Source organism: Paenibacillus sp. BAC0078 (assembly GCF_054483875.1).
This window is the reverse complement of record NZ_JBTLRW010000005.1, coordinates 1-18,362: the sequence shown is the minus strand read 5'-3', so window position 1 is coordinate 18,362 and position 18,362 is coordinate 1. Positions and strand designations below refer to the sequence as shown.

Annotated in this window: 10 protein-coding genes and 2 pseudogenes; 8 read left to right on the top strand and 4 right to left on the bottom strand. The window is 41.2% G+C overall.

All coding sequences use genetic code 11. The annotated features are described in order from the left end of the window. Positions 1-10 precede the first annotated feature (10 nt). The 3 genes from ACX1DY_RS11430 to ACX1DY_RS11420 are packed head-to-tail and all read right to left on the bottom strand — an operon-like array spanning position 11 to position 3,195. Positions 11-982 carry a tyrosine-type recombinase/integrase gene (locus ACX1DY_RS11430; RefSeq protein ID WP_458964325.1) on the bottom strand — a complete coding sequence of 324 codons (972 nt, stop codon included), beginning with the start codon at positions 980-982 and terminating at the stop codon, positions 11-13. Beyond that, positions 954-2,048 (bottom strand): tyrosine-type recombinase/integrase, encoded by a 1,095-nt coding sequence (locus tag ACX1DY_RS11425; protein ID WP_458964324.1) that lies wholly within the window; start codon positions 2,046-2,048, stop codon positions 954-956. The genes ACX1DY_RS11430 and ACX1DY_RS11425 overlap by 29 nt, the downstream gene beginning before the upstream one ends. Before the next feature lies 1 nt (position 2,049). Then, the gene (locus tag ACX1DY_RS11420; RefSeq protein ID WP_458964323.1) at positions 2,050-3,195 is read right to left on the bottom strand and encodes a tyrosine-type recombinase/integrase; all 1,146 of its coding nucleotides are present in this window, start codon (positions 3,193-3,195) and stop codon (positions 2,050-2,052) included. Between the two features lie 636 nt (positions 3,196-3,831). Between ACX1DY_RS11420 and ACX1DY_RS11415 the strand changes: the two genes are divergently transcribed. The 7 genes and pseudogenes from ACX1DY_RS11415 to ACX1DY_RS11385 all read left to right on the top strand — a co-directional run. Continuing rightward, positions 3,832-4,725 carry a hypothetical protein gene (locus tag ACX1DY_RS11415; protein WP_458964322.1) on the top strand — a complete coding sequence of 298 codons (894 nt, stop codon included), beginning with the start codon at positions 3,832-3,834 and terminating at the stop codon, positions 4,723-4,725. A gap of 68 nt (positions 4,726-4,793) precedes the next feature. Further along, positions 4,794-4,937, top strand: coding sequence for a hypothetical protein (locus ACX1DY_RS11410; RefSeq protein ID WP_458964321.1), 144 nt, complete (start codon positions 4,794-4,796; stop codon positions 4,935-4,937). Between the two features lie 511 nt (positions 4,938-5,448). Next, positions 5,449-7,095 (top strand): recombinase family protein, encoded by a 1,647-nt coding sequence (locus ACX1DY_RS11405; RefSeq protein WP_458964320.1) that lies wholly within the window; start codon positions 5,449-5,451, stop codon positions 7,093-7,095. A gap of 19 nt (positions 7,096-7,114) precedes the next feature. Then, entirely contained in the window at positions 7,115-7,300 is a 186-nt protein-coding gene (locus ACX1DY_RS11400; RefSeq protein ID WP_458964319.1) for a hypothetical protein, read from the top strand. Between the two features lie 163 nt (positions 7,301-7,463). Continuing rightward, entirely contained in the window at positions 7,464-8,165 is a 702-nt protein-coding gene (gene sigK / locus ACX1DY_RS11395) for an RNA polymerase sporulation sigma factor SigK (RefSeq protein WP_458964318.1), read from the top strand. Positions 8,166-9,033: 868 nt separating this feature from the next. Then, positions 9,034-9,201, top strand: a complete 168-nt coding sequence (locus ACX1DY_RS11390; protein ID WP_458964317.1) for a hypothetical protein — start codon at positions 9,034-9,036, stop codon at positions 9,199-9,201. Positions 9,202-9,304: 103 nt separating this feature from the next. Further along, a pseudogene (locus ACX1DY_RS11385) lies at positions 9,305-9,466 on the top strand (sigma factor-like helix-turn-helix DNA-binding protein); the annotation flags it as partial. A gap of 574 nt (positions 9,467-10,040) precedes the next feature. On the opposite strand, the pseudogene ACX1DY_RS11380 reads toward ACX1DY_RS11385, so the two are convergent. Then, a pseudogene (locus ACX1DY_RS11380) lies at positions 10,041-11,260 on the bottom strand (IS256 family transposase). Between the two features lie 1,979 nt (positions 11,261-13,239). On the opposite strand from ACX1DY_RS11380, the gene ACX1DY_RS11375 reads away from it, so the two are divergent. After that, on the top strand, positions 13,240-18,362 hold a 5,123-nt coding region (locus tag ACX1DY_RS11375; protein WP_458964316.1), incomplete at its 3' end, for an amino acid adenylation domain-containing protein.

Sequence of the window (18,362 nt, the reverse complement as noted above, 5' to 3'; positions counted from 1 at the left end):
CACCGTTGTTTTATTTTTCAATATTTTTTAATATTCCCCGCAAATGACTATATACTTCTTCGTGTTGTTTAATTTTTATATTCTTATTTCTAGTGTAATGCCGGGTATAGTGAAGTGTTGATTGAAACTTTTCATGGCCAAGTAGCTCCATTAAAGTAAATAAGTCTACACCTTCATCACGCATAAATGTAGCAAAGGAATGCCGGCTGCTATGAATGTGCATGCTTGGCAAATTTGCTTTAGCTAAGTAATCTTGAAAAAGTACATTAACCTGTGCCCGTGAAATTGGCTGGTTTAGTTCCGCGCCAGGGAAGAGAAATGCAGAGTTATCACTACGATACTTACTTAAATACTCACGAAGAATTTCTCCGAAGCCTTCTCGTAAAACAACAACTCTTTGGACTTTAGTTTTAGTTTTAATTAATAACATCATTTCATTTGTAAGATCAAGTTCACTGACATTAATATTTAGTATTTCTGAAATTCTACAACCGGTTGAAAACAACAACCCAAATAGCAGTGTGTCGCATACCAAATCTTGACTATGTGATACCATGCTATGAAGAAACCTCAAAAACTCATGTCGGCTTAAAATACGAATAGGTTCAGCCTTTGGTTTATAGAAACTTAATGAAAAATCGGAAAAAGCGATAACATCCGGAAAAAATTTATTTTTCTTTAGATACTTAAAAAAACTTCTTATAGCGTGAGTTGCTGTTGAAAGCTTAGAATAAGTATCCCCAACAAGATCAAACAAATAGGTGTCGATGACCTTACTGTTTATAGGCTTATACCCGATAATGTTATCCCCTGCTTTTATAGTAAATAGTTTATCAAGTTCAACTTCAGAGAGGGGGCATCCTAGTTTGAGGGCTAAATATTCATTAAATTCAAATAAAGCTTTGGTATATGCTTTAAGTGTTGCTTTTGTATAGACACTGACCATCTGATAGTTATGAATTTCCTCCTGGAAGTTGACCATCACTTCTACCTCCTATTCCCATGATGCCATTTAACAATTTTTCAAGTGGAAAAGGATATTTTAATACAGATTTTTTAAGGTCACTTGGGTGACGTTTTGTATAAATTCTCGTAGTTTCAATGTTTTCATGACCTAATACTTCTTGTAGATCATAAATTTCCATTCCTTCTTTCAGTGCATTTACAGCAAACGTATGTCTAAATGAATGAACTGAGAATTGTCCCTTTACGCCTATCGATTCAAAGATTTGAGTTATCATGTATTGAATGTTGCTGATAGAAAGTGGTTTCCTTTCATCGAAACAACGCTTAGAGAATAAATAATCAGTGTTTCGTATATCCCAGGTGTAACATCCGGTTCGTGCAAGATAGTCTAGAACAACTTTCTTTACTTCCGGGTACATGGGAACATATCTTTCTTTTTGACCTTTGCCTTTTCTGATAAATATTAAATCTTCGTATATATTGAAATCGCAAATTCTTAAGTTTACAATTTCACTGATTCTAACACCCGTCCCTACGAAAAAGTAAATCAGCGCAAAATTGAGGAAGGGCCATTTGCTCTTTTTTGCTGCATTCAGGAGAGGAGAAAGGAGTTTGTCTGGGATATACTTAGGAACAATGATGTCTTTGATTCTTTGAAATTCAATCATGAGTTCCTCGCTTATATATTTTCGTGTATATGCAAACTTCATGAGGTTACTTATTATAGCAGCGTAGGTATTAATAGTGTTGGGACGAAGATCAACGCCTTTTAATGGCTTACAAGTAGCTAAGAATTGATAAAACAAATCTTCAGTTAATTTCATCATCTTGATTTCAGGTCCTGCAGATATTAGGAACTGAGCAAAACTTTTTAAAATAGTGATATACAATTCTATTGTTAATGGAGATTTTTTTTTATTTAATTTTAATGTTGAAATATAATCTTCTATAACGAAAAGGATTGTTTTCTCATCTGTTAGTTTTTTCTTTCCTTCTATAAGATTTAAAAAGTCATTAACGTCAATCTGGTACATTTCTGCGATAACATCAGGTGTAATGTTAACATCAATGTTGAAATCCATATTAAACACCGCTCTCTTCTATTCGTTTTAGTGGATTGTGTGGAAGGGTTCGGGTTAACAGCCGCTTTATGCTACGATGTATATACCATTCTGTTGAACAACGATGTTTGTGTCCCATAGATGCAGAAACTTCATCAAAATCATTTTCATTATCTAAAGCATTTGTTGCATATGTGTGGCGTAATGCTTTTGGGTGGAATCGCAGTTCTCCAAATGCTTTCTTATTAGCTCGTTTGAAAATTGATGTTAATCCATTGCGTGTAATTGGTTCCCCGTATGCATTAATAAACAAGTATTCGTGTATAATGTTGAAAGTTGAGCGGAACTCTAAGTATTTACTAATTACAGCACAAAGATCTTTGCTAATTTTCAGTTTGCGTAAACCGGATTTTACACAGCAAAGTGTAATAAGTCTCTCTGACAAGCTAATATCAGTTGTTTTTAAATTGGTTATTTCAATCGGTCTACTCCCTAATTCCATCACGATTAATACGACTGCTAGATCTCTTGTTATTAAGAGACTGTTACTCGTCACAATTGAATCTAATAAAGCATTAATTTCTTCAGTCTCCACATACTCATTTGATCGTTTTCCTTCATCCCGAAGTGATTCAGGAATTATATAATTAATATTTACAATTGATTTTTTAGACAGCATTTTTAAGAACATTCGAAGAGTCACTAAATATTTATTAACTGTACAAAGCTGTATTTGTTCGGTATTAAAACGATTAACTAAATATTCTTCATATGCATTCACCATTGCACTTGTTAATGATTTCATATCGTTTAGAGATATAAAGGGACTGGCATCAGTAAAATTCTTTACCAAAAAAGATATAAAGCCTCTAAGGTTATGCTTATGATTATTGAGGGTAGTTTTTGCATAATTTTGAAGCGAATAATGTCTTTCGAAATCTAAAACAACTTCAGGAATTAGGGTCTTATTGCTTACGCGCGGTTTTGAACGATTATATATAAAATCTTTCTGCTTAGGTTTAGTGATTAGTTGCAAGAATTCTTGTGCATCGAGATGTGACTTTCCATCAAAGAAGCGGAGGATTGTTTTTAATGAAAATCTTCTATTTAATAAATGTTGTATTGTTGTATCTTCAGCTGTTTCTACAACAGATAAAGCAGCTCTCATATTAAATCACCTCAATGTTAGTATTAATTAATTGATAGACTTATATACTTCCTATGTGGTAGAATTTTCATATACATTTCGATTAGCACTTTAACTTCCTGCCAGGCGGCTTAGGGAAGCATTCTGACTTCTTAATTACCAATATAAAATTGGATAAGTCTGCCCAAAGGGGAAATTCACAATTTAGTGTTTAATATTAAGCGAGAGGTCAATTGACCTTATCGCTTTTTTACATTTAATAACATATTTAGAACAAAATATGAGTTTTGTGCCAGATCCTTTTATTAAGTAAAGTGGTGAATATATAATTTATTCGATTACATGAAAAATCCTTTGATAAGTCAAAGGTAAAAGTGCATTAAAAGGGATCAATTTATCCAATTTAGCGTATGTGGGTTATCATGATTAAATCTTAACTGGAAGGAGGTGCAGGCTTATAATGATAAAAGGCATTAAAAGTAGTTGTGCATGTGTGGGTTTATTACTTATCGATTTCACTCCTTGTCTTGTAAGTTCTGTCCTTGAACTGGTTAATCATGATACCCCAAATAATCAGTACTGGCCCTTACTCACTGTATAAAGTGAGTAAGGGCCAGTAACTTCATTTTTTAATATGCTTTTTCCGGTGATATTATTATGAGGGAAAAGCGCAATAAGAATAAATTATCAGATATTATTGTAGCACTTACACGAATTCGGAACTTTTATACTAAAGCTGACTCTACAGACCCTACAGCTATTAAAAATTTTCTTGAATATAAAAGGGATTTGAGTGGTAGGTTCACCTATAAATGGACGGAATTGCTCTTTTTGAGAATGGACCTTAATGAAGTCAGGGCTTTTCTCTTGCATATAAAGTTTGTGGCCGCAAGACGAGTGGTAATAATGCGAGTAGAAATACTCGGTTTCAACAAATATGAGTTAAATACCCGATTTCGCATTAATAATGATCAAATGACTAATTTTACGAATATTGATGATCTTCAAGCACAAGAGTTAAGGGGGCTTATTCCATTTAAACAGTCTTCAGGGGAGCGGCAGATTGTAGCCGATATTAATTACTCAATTGAGTTTTTGGCTTTTATTTCCTTACTCTCAAGGCTACCGCTTCAATGGCTTCTAGTACCTGAACCTGATCTAACCTGGAACACTGAACATTTTGTTTATTTAAATGATGTCTCACTATATTATAATAAGCAAGAATTTAGTGCTTTCTTAAATGGACTTGATCGTAACACCCATGATGTACGAGCAGTTATCTTAACAGATTTAATTACCAAAACTAAACTGTATCTACGTGTGGAGCATCTTTTTGGTACCTTAAGTATTGAACTTTGTAATACTTATGCTAGTAGTCAAGAATATGAAATGTTTATAGGGTTGTTTCAAGGAGAACATTACTGTTACGGCTTGATGCCAACAGTTATCCCTAGTCAAATCAATCATACAGTAGTAATGAGACACGGACTTTCAAAGCGTCCACTGTGTTATCCAATAGAATTTATCGTAAAATCTTGCTCACTGTATTGAGTGAGGAACATGATATTAAATAAATACAGGCAAACCTCTTGATATTACAATATCGGGAGGTTTTTTGTTTGGGTGAAAAAGGGCCAGTAGAAGAATCGAAAAGAAGAAAGGCGATTGAGATTATTGAGCAATGGATGAAGGAAGAAGAAAGAGAAAAAGATAAAGAATTGCATGAGGTGAGTAATGAAGACGAGCCAAATGATTCGAAATAGGGAAGATTTAACCGATCATAAGTCGACTGAATGTTTACCTATAAAGGTAAACGCTCAAACGAAGAAAGGTAAAGCAATCGACTACATTCTGAAAAAAATAATTAATAAAACCGACTGACAACAGTCGGTTTATTTTTCTTTCAACTGGATATAATACTGAATACGAACATTCGTTCCTGTATTGAGAAATGCTAATTGTTACTCAATAAAGCCGAAGGCTTAATAACTTCACGAGGTATCGAATTTAATGGTAGGTGTTATACATATTCTTGGGTCATTAAGAAACAATGGTTTAAACATGCTCGAATGTCAGCAACTTTGTACATTGAACAGTACTTTGATCCAAAAATGATAAAGAGGTTGCTGTATTAATAAATACCGCTCTTCTTTACTGTACATTGATTGAACTTAATCAAACACCACCGTCAGATCAAGATGAGTATTTCGGAAAGTTTAAGCTGATTTGTCAACAAAAAAATAATCTAAAAAGGTGAAAGTAAGGGGGACTCAAATGTTCACAGCAATATATCCTCGCGTTTCTACAGGCATGCAGGCAGAAGAGGGATATAGTCTCGATAACCAGGTTGAGCTATGTATGAACAAAGCTAAGGAAATGAATTTAGCATTGGATACGATTAAGGTTTACCGAGAGGAGGGTTTTAGCGGCGAAGACATTGATCGGCCGGCGATGAATGAGCTACGTCAAGCAATTAATGATCACCTAATTGATCGGGTCATCATTACACATCCGGATCGCTTATCCCGGGATTTGACAGACAAATTGTTTCTCTGCCGAGAATTTGAGGCTCGTGATGTTCAGCTTATTTTTGTTGATACGGAATATCAGAATACTCCGGAAGGGCAGCTGTTTTTTAACCTGATGAGTGTCATTGCTCAATACGAGCTATCATTAATTAAGAAAAGAACAGTCAGGGGGAGACTTACAGCTGTTGAAAAAGATAAGAAAATCATGCCTATGCGGTGCCCCCCTTTTGGATATGATTGGGTGAAAGGACAACTCATTATAAATCAGACAGAGGCAGAGTATGTAAGGAAGGTCTATGACTGGTATTTGAACGATAATATGACGATGCGTGAAATTGGTGATAAGCTTTTTGATATTGGGGCTTCGCCAAAACGTTCTACCAGTGGAAACTGGGGAGCAAGTTCAATTGGACGGATGCTTAGTTCTGAAATATACATCGGTCGATACTACTACAATCGTAGAAAAGTTAAAAAACTTAAAGGACAACGAACTCGAACCGGTAAACCTAAAAAAACATATACTGTTCGCGATCGAAGTGAATGGATTTTGGTTGAAATTGAACCAATTGTCTCTGAGGAATTATTCGAACAAGCAAGGCAACAACGTATCAAGAACTACACTCGTTCCGGTAATTTACACTTCGATTATTTATTAAAATCACTAATCCGCTGTGGTCATTGTGGTCGTAAGTGGTCAGGTACAACGTATTCTGGGCGACGTAATAAAGTAACAGACTCACGGCTAAAGTATAGGTGCTATCGCTGTCCCAATGTTTCTCCAAAGGTTTATGGTGTTGTACACCCCTGTCCTACACGAAGCATAAGAGCAGAAATACTTGAGGAATTTATTTGGGATATGGTCATGGGGGCCTTATCTAACCCGGAAGACTATATTGAGCGGTTAGGCGGCCAAGTTCAAGAGATTGTTGAAGAGTTGCTTATAAGCGCAGGTATCTTTAAGAATCAAATAGATGAAAAAAGAAAAGAAACAGAGAAATTGAAAATCATGTTCCGGAGAGATGTAATTACGGAAGATGAGCTCACGACGGAGTCACATAAATTAATGAAAGAAATTAATGATCTACAATCGCAGCTGGGTTTGTATGAGGGGCAGATTAAAGTGCATAGAGAACAACATTTTTCCCGTGGAAAGAATTTGAAAGCTGTTGAACGGATAAATGAATTCATTAACAGTAAGGGGGCTGAGCTAACATATGAAGAAAAGCGTTTTATTATTGAAACCCTCATTGACGAGATTGTCCTAAAGTCAGAGGGAGATGTGTTAAATGTCAGTATAATTGGCAGCTTAAGCGGTCTTATTGAAACTCAAGATGTCGGAATGGAAAATGATATTCCATTGGCGTTAACTAAAAAATTGCCGTTGGCAAAATAATGATTGGAGGAGAAATTAAATGTCAGAATTAAATTTTCAAATTACTGAGGAGATGGACCAAAAAATCAAGGCTTGGGACTCGTGTGTCGCAAAGGATGTAGCTGGTGCCAAATTTGCTTATACTTTCATTCCAACAGGGCTTGGTTTGGTCGTTAAGGTACAGTGTGATGTATGTAAACGAGAGCTGGATCTTTCTGAGTGGTAATCAACAAAAATTTGTTTGAAATCCGATGTTTAAGTTATTTATGATTCTGTTTTCAATGTACATGCACTTCTAGGCATTAACCCACATACAATAAAGGGACCATGAACCCGTAGTGCTCACTACTGATCGGTTTCATTGTACATATGCGGGAGGTGTCGCCAAGTTGCCAGGGATAATAAGCACAATAGCGCTGCTGATCAAAGAACTGACGCTGCTGGTATCGTATGTAAGAAACAACGCTTTTCCCCAGCCACTTTCGGAGCAGGAGGAAAGCAAATACTTAGGGATGATGGCCGAGGGTGACGCTAAGGCTCGCAACTTATTAATTGAACACAATCTGCGCTTAGTAGCCCACATAGTAAAAAAGTTCGACAATACAGGGGAAGATATGGAGGATTTGATTTCTATTGGTACCATCGGGTTAATCAAGGCAATAGAAAGTTATCGCCCGAACAAAGGGACGAAGCTGGCCACTTTTGCAGCTCGTTGTATAGAGAATGAGATTCTGATGCATCTTCGCTCACTCAAGAAGACCCGCAAGGATGTTTCACTTCATGATCCAATTGGTACGGACAAGGAAGGAAACGAAATCACACTGATTGATATTCTTGGATCAGAAACGGACGATGTAATTAAAGAAGTTGATCTGAAGATTGAGAAGAGTAAAATCTACCGTAATCTCGATATTTTGGACGAGAGAGAAAAGGAAGTCGTTGTCGGCCGCTTCGGACTGGATACCGGTGGAGAGGAGAGAACGCAGCGGGAGATTGCCAAGGAACTCGGGATCTCGCGTAGCTATGTCTCAAGAATAGAAAAAAGAGCGCTAATGAAGCTTTACCATGAGTTCTATAAAGCAAAGAGGTAAGTTGAAAATTACATGGTTGTATCCGTTAACAATATTGCGTTTATAAAGCGACTTGTCTACGGATGAGTTGCTTTTTATTTTTTGATTATGGAAAAAATTGAAGGAGTATCGAGATGACAACATATAAAGACGTGTATGATCTTCATATTCAACTACTACATATTTACGAAAAAAATGAGAAACACCACGGTGCACATCAGAAACAGATAAACTACTTCAAGAGACCATTTTTCATGACTGAAGATGTAGTTCAAAAAATATTTGTTCTGAATCAGATTATTAAAATACATGAGAATCGAAGGGAGCAAATATTGAAGTGGTGCTCTGAAAATTACTTCAATTAAACTAACTTCTCTATTGCTTATTGTTACAATTTACAAAAAATCTTTATGAGCTGATGTTTTCTCCTACTTAGTTGAAAAGGTGAATTAAGTATCTTGCGAAGTCCTGATGTATTGGTTGCACGGGTTTTCAATTATATCAGAAAGTACTTTTCATCTTGAAGTGACTAAACTCTGAATAAGCATAAGGGCAGATGGCAATTAAAGTGTCATCCCAAGTACAACATTAGTTAAATTTTGGACACGTGCAATTGGTTTGGATGCAGAGACGAAGTATGCGATCCGCAGTTTTATCCGAGAGATGAACAGACTTCGTGGTGTAACAGTTATCCTGACTACTCATGATCTGGATGATGTTCAGGAACTGTGCAGCGACTTATAATTGTCAATAGGGGGAGGTTGTCGAGGATGGACCGATCGGCGAGCTTATCGGCAAGCTGACACCTAAGCGACTGCTTGTTGTTGAACTGCAACAGCCATGCGAGGATGTAGAGCATTCCGACGCTGTCGTAGTGAAGCGGGAGGGGGTGGAAATCTGGTACCAGTTCGAGAAGCTCGGCATTACAGCGGCTGAACTCACGAAGCTCCCCACTTTTGCAGCCCTCTGTATCGAGAATGAAATCCTGATGCATTTGAGATCGCTTAAAAAGACCAAAAAGGACGTATTCCTGCATGATCCTATAGGGAAAAGATAAGGAGGGTAACGAGATTACTCTCATCGATATTCTTGGCTCCGATGCAGATGATATTGTAAAGGAAGTGGATCTGAAGATCGAGAAGAGTAAGATTTATCGTAATCTCGATATTCTGGACGACCGAGAAAAGGAAGTCGTAGTGGGTCGCTTTGGCCTCGATACAGGCGGGGAAGAGCGGACGCAGCGGGAGATTGCTAAGGAGCTAGGAATCTCCCGCAGTTATGTGTCACGGATTGAGAAAAGGGCGCTAAGATTTACAGAGTAAACATTTGTTAATAAAAGGCCCTTTACTTAGCGACTTGTCTACGGATGAGTTGCTTTTGTTTTTTATAAGTGGGATTTAGAAATTACAGACATTGCAATTAAGGGCTTAATGATGGCCACATATAAAAAAATATTTGATCTTCATGTTCAATTACTCCATATATACGAAAAAAACGAAAAGTATCAAGGTCCCTATCAGAAACAAATAAATTATTTTAAAAGACAACTTTTTCTTACAGAAGATATAGTTCAGCGAATTTTTGTGTTAAATCAACTCATGAAAATTCATGAGAAGGAAAGAGAGCAAGTCGTTAAGTGGTGTTCTGAAGAATATTTTAAATAAGGTTCCAAAAGAGAAGTGTCAATATAGGATCCGTACCGAAAGCGGTTGCTTGTGTGTATGTAGACTCTTTACTGCGATAGTAACATTTACACTACAACATATCTGTTTCTGGTAATAGTGAGAGGCACACTGGCTTCCTCGAAGAATGTGCAATAATCCTGGGTCGGACGGGTCTGTCAATAATTTTGTGTAAACTCATGACAAGGAAATCTCCTGAGGGGGATTTCGTCGCTTAGCGTAAGTAGTTACCGATCCGTTCCGGAAAGAAGACGGAAAGCTGCAGCAACATCTGACCCCAGTTCTGGACTCGTCCTGTCCATTTGCGGGTCACATCCATCTTGGCCAGGAATAGCATTTTGAGTAGGGCTTCATCGGTTGGAAAGATGCTTTTGCCTTTCGTAACTTTACGGAGCTGCCGGTGGTAGCTTTCAATCATATTTGTGGTGTAGATCAGCTTGCGAATCTCTGGCGGGTACTTGAGGAAGGTCGAGAGTTCCTCCCAATTGTTGCGCCAGGAACGGACAATGAGCGGATACTTAACGCCCCAAACTTCCTCAAAGCGATCAAGCTCAAGCAGAGCGCCTTGCTCTGTTGCCGCTTTGTAGATCGGCTTCAGATCAGCCGTGACCATCTTGAGATCTTTGTACGACACATAGCGGGTACAATTCCAGATCTGGTGAATAATACAATTCTGGATTTCGGTCTTTGGATAACAGGCAGCAATCGCTTCGGAGAAGCCGCTTAGATTATCTACGCAAATAATGAGAAGATCCTGCACGCCCCGATTCCGCAGGTCATTCAGGACGCTGAGCCAGAACTTGGAGGTTTCGTTCTCGCCAATCCACATACCCAGCACATCCTTGTTTCCGTCCAGGTCAATGCCGATGACCATATACGCTGCTTTATTCACAATGGCGCCGTCCTGCTTCACTTTGAAGTGAATAGCGTCCATGTAGACCACGGCGTACACGCCCTGCAAAGGTCGATTTTGCCACTCTTTAATGAGCGGGACGATCTTATTCGTGACATTGGAAATAAGCGCAGGCGAGACGTCGATCCCGTACAGCTGCTGGAGATGATCTTGAATCTCCCTCGTGCTGACGCCTTTGGCATAGAGCGCGATGATCTGATCTTCGATTCCAGTCACATTCTTCTGGTGCTTTTGCACGACTAGTGGCTCGAACTCGCTTAGCCGGTCCTGGGGAACCGCAATCTCTTGCTCGCCATATTCACTGAACACGGCTTTTTACTTTTACCGTTACGGCTATTCGGCGTCATTTTCGCTTTGGTCTCGTGCTTCTCATAGCCCAGGTGCGTGTCCATCTCTGCCTCTAGCATTTCCTGTAGCGTCTCTGCAAACAGTTTTTTCAGGGCGTTTTGCGCATCCTGCGCTGTGACCAGCTTATTCTCCTTGATGAATGCTCGCAGTTGTTCTTTGCTCCAAAGTCCCATGTGTTCTCCCCAACCTTTCTATTAATTCCATTTTATTGGGTTTAGGAGTTTACACAAACTATTTTACAGACTCGGTCGGACCTCCCGTAAAGCTTTCTTGACTCTTCGTAGGTCTTACGGACGTGCTCCCTCATCTCCGATGATGTTTTCTTATTCCCTTTCCGGTCTGCACCGTCATTTGTAGTACCCACTATGAGAGACCTTAGGATGCTGCACGACTTCTCCAATCGGTACTTGAAGCGGTGTTCAGTTGTTCCGCTGTCGGGGGTCATCCTTTGAACACGGGAATGGCTAAAAGATTTTTGTGTTAAATCAGATTATAAAGATATATGAGAAAAGAAGAAGAAATCAAATATTGAAGTGGTGCTCTGGAAACTGCTTCCAATAAGCAATTTCTATTTTAGGTTGGTCGAGTACTTCAACAATTGTAATGATGTTATCATCAGCCGGAGAGGATGATGGTGTCCCTGATTTTAAAATTATCTTGGAACTTAAGGATAATAATTAGAGCTATATTATACACGTGCAAGATAGTGCTGATAACAACAATGTGTTTAAGAAGCAATTCGTCTGCGATGAGTTGTTTTTTGGGTTCAAAGATATAACAAATATCACTATTCGATAGGCGGTAATTGTACTTGGCTTGAGAATAAATGATCTCAATTGCTCGATAGTATTTTCGATCAACTATGATACATCAATTTCATTCATATAAATCTTTTTGACTTTGCAATGTTTTGCTGATGCCAGGAGAATTATATATTTTAATCGCTGTTGGCGGAGGGATAACTTCAAAAAAGTTATCCCGACTTTTGGGGTAGCCAAAGTAATATTGAAGACACCTGGGTTTTCAATACCATTTACGGCGATATCACCTGCAAAGTCGGGATAAGTGGTGTGAGAGTCGGGGGCTAGCCCCCGACTCCTACTCGATTTGGGATGCCCCTAATGTTTTTTAGGACACTCCTTTTTGGGTTCTTATAAATGTTCCTTTTATCTGTGTCTTCATTTTTATATTCTTTGTTTGCCGTCCCAATTTCAGACCGGGGGGATTTGGTTCGGTTTTTGAGTCGCGAGATATTCTGTACCTAGTAAACAGTGTTAAAAATTTTGAAAAATCGACAATTTCCGTCATTATCTCCTAATGATAAAAAAATAATGGCGATATATACTATATTATGTAATGAAGGCGTTTTATGGTATGGTGGTGTTTTTCTCATTAGACGAGTTAAGTTCTATTTTATGTAATTTAATAAAAAAGTGGGCATCGAGCTGAACTTGATTAACTCCTTATATTACTAAATGAATTATTAATTTTATTTATTTCTATACCAGTAATTGTTTGGAAATATGCAATACTTTAAGTAACCAGGATCCATGACGTAAGTCGTATCGTCATCGACAATGATCTTCATGATCTGCAATATCCTTAGTGGAGGCAATAAATCTAGCTGGAAACACGGCCGTCTTATCCAACACAATGAGAGAGGTATGCATCTTTACACCATGATTTGTGAAGCGCTTATGCTCTTTAACCCACCTAGCATTTGCTGGAGTTGCTCATTAGCTGAAAAGTGCAAGGACATTTCTTCTAAGGGTTTCGTTGTTGTAGCTGAGCCTCAATAAACAAGAGCGCTGCAGAATTAACAAACAATTTTTGGGTGCGTCTAGTGCGCCAACTCGAGAGGGGTGATCCTTTAACAGTTCTATACATTGACAAATGACACTTAGAGGTTTTTCTGTTTTCATCTCTGATAAACCATCCTATATATAAATATAGTAAATAACAGAATGAATTTTATTGAAAATGTAAATGCAACGCTAGTAGGGAAGTCGCGGACAAAGGAAATTACTGGATCGATCGTGCGGGGGTGGTTTACTCATTGGTAACCAAAGTAAAAGAAACAATGGAGGCAATTTAAGTCATTCTATAGAAAGCGCAGACTCAGTTTAATAATATTTAAGGAGGCATTCCATTCATGCTAGATTCACCCAAATATCCATTAACGAACGCGCAGAAGAGAATTTGGAATACCGAAAAATTACTGCCGAATACGGGATTAAGTGCCCCATTGTTTTCCCTGAAATTAAAATCCCAAACGGGTTCCATAGATTATGAATTGTTGAAAAATGCAATCAATCTTCTTATTGAACGAAATCCGCTCCTTCGCACCCGAGTCTTTGGAGAAGATGAGCCTAAACAACATTTTCGGAGTTCTAGCGTCACCGATTTGAAGGTAATCGATGGATCAACGATGGATGTTGATTCATACATTTTGGCAGAGTCTAGAAAAATAATGACTCTGAATAACTTAGATTTAGTTCGAATTCAATTAATTTTATTAAGCCAAGTTGAATGTGTCATTCTGTTTCGAATACATCATATTATTTGCGATGGATATACGATGGAACTGATCTCAAAGGAAACCATGGATATTTACCGCGGGTTATTGCTAGGTAGCATTCCCTCTCAGACGAGGCCATCTTACATAGAATTTATCAAGAGTGAATTGGAGTACGAAAATTCCGATCGTTTTATTCAGGATAGAGAATTCTGGCTGCAGGAATTCGAATCCTTTTCCTACGACAGTCAGGATATTCTATATGGCAAACGATCTGCATGCACGGAAGGCGAAAGAAAGTCTTTTTCTATTGTACCTGAGATGTATGATGATATCAGAAGATTTTGCGGTATACATAAGATTACTACTTTTACTATGTTTTTTTCGGCATTGCACTTATACCTGTATAAAGTGACTTTGAACAACGATCAAGTGATCGGAACGTACTACGCCAATCGAACAAATGCCAATGAAAAAGATATGCTCGGCATGCTTGTAAGTACCGTGCCGTTTAGAATGACTGTCAATGGCAAGCAAGACGCCCTGTCCTTTATTCAAGCCGTTTATGAGAAGAAATCCACTATCGCTGCGCATCAGAAATACCCCTTTAACTTGCTCGTTAATGAATTACGTCAAAACTACAAACGTACGAGTCCATTGTTTCGCGCGGCGATGAATTTCCAAAGGGCTTCCATTTTTGCGAATGATTTGTTCGAATATGAACTGGACCTTGTATTTGGCGGTCATGAAGAGAACGAACTATTGATCAAGGTGCAGCATACGAAGGCAAAAAAACATATAAAAATTGACTTTGATTATCGAACCGATTTATTCTCTGACGACGATATTACCCTAATGTATTCCCATATCTCTAATCTGATTCAACAGATTATCCAAGATCCCCATCAATCGATTGATGAACTCGATTTGATTACTTCCGAAGAAAAAACAAAATTGTTGATCGATTTTAACGACACGAAGGTCGAGTATCCGAAGGATAAGACGATCCAAGCGCTGTTCGAGCAGCAGGTGGAGCGGATGCCGGAAGCGGTGGCGATCGTATTCGAGTCTGCGCGAATGACGTATGGGGAGCTGAACACGAAGGCGAACCAGTTGGCGAAGGAGCTGCGGACACGTGGCGTCGGCGCGGACCGGATCGTAGGGATCATGGCGGAGCGATCGCTCGAGATGATCGTGGGCATTCTCGCGATCTTGAAGGCTGGTGGCGCATACTTGCCGATTGACCCGACGTACCCAGCGGAGCGGATCGTGTACATGCTGGAAGACAGCGGCGCCGATCTATTGCTTGTATACAGCGAGAATGCGGAAGTGCCGTCTGGGTATGAGGGAGAGGTACTGGATCTGGCGGATGCGTCACTGTACGCGGGCGACACTGCGAATCTGCCTGCGGCAAGCGGTCCAAGCGATCTGGCGTACGTCATCTATACGTCGGGATCGACGGGCAAGCCGAAAGGAGCGATGGTGGAGCATCACAACGTCGTGCGGCTGCTCTTCAACGACCGCAACCTGTTCGACTTCGGCGCGGGCGATGTCTGGACGATGTTCCATTCGTTCTGCTTTGATTTCTCGGTCTGGGAAATGTACGGCGCCCTGTTGTACGGGGGCAAGCTGGTTATTGTGCCGAAACAGACGGCACAAGAGCCTCGGTTGTTCGCCGAACTGCTGGAACGCGAACGTGTGACGATTCTGAACCAGACGCCTACGGCGTTCTACAGTCTGATCCATGAAGTGTGCGACAAGGAAACGAAGCGGCATCTATCTATCCGCAAAGTGATATTTGGGGGGGAAGCCCTGTCTCCCGCACAACTGGAACCGTGGGCGAAGGCGTATCCAGGTGCCCTTCTGATCAACATGTATGGCATTACAGAAACGACCGTACACGTGACGTACAAGGAAATAACCGGCGAAGATATCCGGACGAACATCAGCAACATCGGGAAACCGATCCCTACGTTGTCGGTCATGATTCTAGACAAGAACGGACGCCTTGTCCCTCTAGGCGTTGCCGGAGAAATGTACGTAGCCGGAGCAGGCGTGACGCGGGGATACTTGAACCGTCCGGAGCTGACGGCGGAGAAGTTCGTGGACAATCCGTTTGAACCTGGCGAACGGATGTACCGTACGGGAGACCTGGCGAGATGGCTGCCAGACGGGAACCTGGAGTACATGGGCCGGATCGACGAGCAAGTGAAAATCCGGGGGTACCGGATCGAGACGGGAGAAATCATGCATCGTCTGCAGCAGCACGCGGACGTGAAGGAAGCGGTGGTCATCACCCGGAAAGACGAGCGGGACGAATCGTACCTGTGCGCGTATGTGGTGAGCGGCGGGGCATTCGACGCCTCCGAGCTGCGTTCGCATTTAAAGCGCAGCCTGCCGGAGTACATGGTACCGTCGTATCTAGTAGAAGTGGAGCGGATCCCGCTGACGGCCAACGGAAAGGTGGATCGGAAGGCGCTGCCAGAGCCGCAAGGGCTGGTGCAGACGGGGAGCGAATACGTCGCACCGCTGAACGAGACGGAAGCGAAGTTGGCGGAAATTTGGCAAAACGTGCTCCGAATCGAACAAGTCGGGATCCAAGACAGCTTCTTCGAGCTAGGCGGGGACTCGATGAAAGCGATCCGTCTGATCGCAAAGTTGGAGCAAGCGATTGGACATAAGACAGACATCACTCATTTGTACCAATATCCGACGATTGAGCTCTTCCTAGCCAACCTTTCATCCGGCGCAAATATGCTGGATCATGCGGCCTACGAAGAAGCGCTTGCAGAAGAAATGGATTTACTGCGGGATCATATCGTTTCCGGCCCTTCATCGCTGGCGGGTGAAGTAGAAGACTTCTATCCGATGAGCGATATCGAGCAAGGGATGGTCTTCCATACTCTCAAGCAATCCGATGGTGCGGTATATCACGATCAGTTTGTATATGGGCTTAAAGATGAACACTTCCAACTTGAAAGATTGCGCGACGCTTTGAGTTTTTTGGTCACAAAGCACCCGATCCTGAGAACCGATTTTTATCTTCAGGCGGATGCTTATCCCGTTCAAATCGTACGCAAATGCGTAGAAGCACGGATCGGGATGGATGATATAACCGGATTAAATGGGAACGATCAAGACGATTTCGTAAAGCATTGGACGGAAGAGGATCGCAAACATCCGTTTGACATCGGGGCGGCGCCTCTTTGGCGGATGCACGTTTTTTTGTTGGGCGGCGGTCGCCTGTATTTAAGCTGGATTTTTCACCACGCCATCTTGGACGGCTGGAGCGTAGCGTCGTTCATGACAGAGCTGCTGAACGTTTACGGGATGCTGGGTGCCGGAACATTCGACCGACACGCAGACACCTCTTTGAAGAGCACATACAAGGATTACGTGATCGAACAGCTCGCGGTCAGAAATCGTCTCGATTTTCAAACGTTCTGGCAAGAGGAATTGAGGGAGTACAAACGGCTGGAGTTTCCTGAACTGACAGCATTGGGTCAAGAGCAGAGAGTTAACCATCATGAGGTTACACATTTCTTTGTTGATTTTAGGATGGAAGATCTCAAGTTTTTTGCGAGAAATAGCGGAACAAGCCTGCGTTCTATCTGTTTTGCAGCGTATTTGTACAGTCTTTCGATGTTTACCTACGACCATGAAGTTATAACGGGTCTCGTAGAAAACGGACGGCCCGTTCGCGAGGACGGCGATAAAATACTGGGTTGTTTCCTGAATACTATACCGGTGCAAATGAAGATTGATGCGCAAATGACATGGTTGCAATGGATTCAGACCGTGCATGCCAAATGCATGGAGATGAAAACCTTCGGAAGATATTCGTTGCAGGACATTATGCGCGCAACGAGAGAAAGGACCGATAGCGGCAACCCGTTTTTCGACGTTCTGTTTAACTTTATTGATTTCCATATATATGAGTCAATATCTGAAGAGTCGTTGTTTCCTGAGCTTTCGGCGAATTTGAGCTATGAGCGCACGAATGCCAAAATGGACTTCACTGTATCGATCACATTTAACGAACTGATGGTAAAAATCGGATCTTCCTATCGGGAAGAAGATGTATATAGAGTATTGCTGTATTTTGAGCGAACATTACGTATGATGATAGCCGATTCGAGTCGAACGATCCAAAGCGTCGATCTTCTCGAGGAAGAAGAGAAGCGTCAACTGCAGACGGTGTTCAACGACACGAAAGCCGATTATCCGAAGGACCAAACGATTCATGCGCTGTTCGAGCAGCAGGCGGAGCGAACGCCGGAAGCATTGGCGGTGGTATTCGATGCTGAACGGTTGACGTATGGGGAGCTGAATGCGAAGGCGAACCAGTTGGTGCAGGATCTGCGGACGCGTGGCGTCAGAGCGGACCGGATCGTAGGGATCATGGCGGAGCGCTCGGTGGAGAAGATCGTGGGCATTCTCGCGATCTTGAAGGCTGGTGGCGCATACTTGCCAATTGACCCGACGTACCCAGCGGAGCGGATCGTGTACATGCTGGAAGACAGCGGCGCCGATCTATTGCTCGTCTACGGGGAAGCGGAAGTGCCGCAAGAGTACGAAGGAACCGTTCTGAACCTGGCGGACGCGTCGTTGTACGCGGGCGATACTGCGAATCTGACTGCAGCAAGTGGTCCGAACGATCTGGCGTATGTGATCTACACGTCAGGATCGACGGGCAAGCCGAAGGGAGCGATGGTAGAGCATCGCAACGTCGTGCGGCTGCTTTTCAACGACCGCAACCT

Coding starts and splice junctions, on each gene's coding strand:
- ACX1DY_RS11420 (WP_458964323.1), bottom strand. CDS start 3,195: ATGAGAGCTGCTTTATCTGTTGTAGAAACAGCTGAAGATACAACAATA.
- ACX1DY_RS11415 (WP_458964322.1), top strand. CDS start 3,832: ATGAGGGAAAAGCGCAATAAGAATAAATTATCAGATATTATTGTAGCA.
- ACX1DY_RS11430 (WP_458964325.1), bottom strand. CDS start 982: ATGGTCAACTTCCAGGAGGAAATTCATAACTATCAGATGGTCAGTGTC.
- ACX1DY_RS11425 (WP_458964324.1), bottom strand. CDS start 2,048: ATGGATTTCAACATTGATGTTAACATTACACCTGATGTTATCGCAGAA.
- ACX1DY_RS11405 (WP_458964320.1), top strand. CDS start 5,449: ATGTTCACAGCAATATATCCTCGCGTTTCTACAGGCATGCAGGCAGAA.
- ACX1DY_RS11400 (WP_458964319.1), top strand. CDS start 7,115: ATGTCAGAATTAAATTTTCAAATTACTGAGGAGATGGACCAAAAAATC.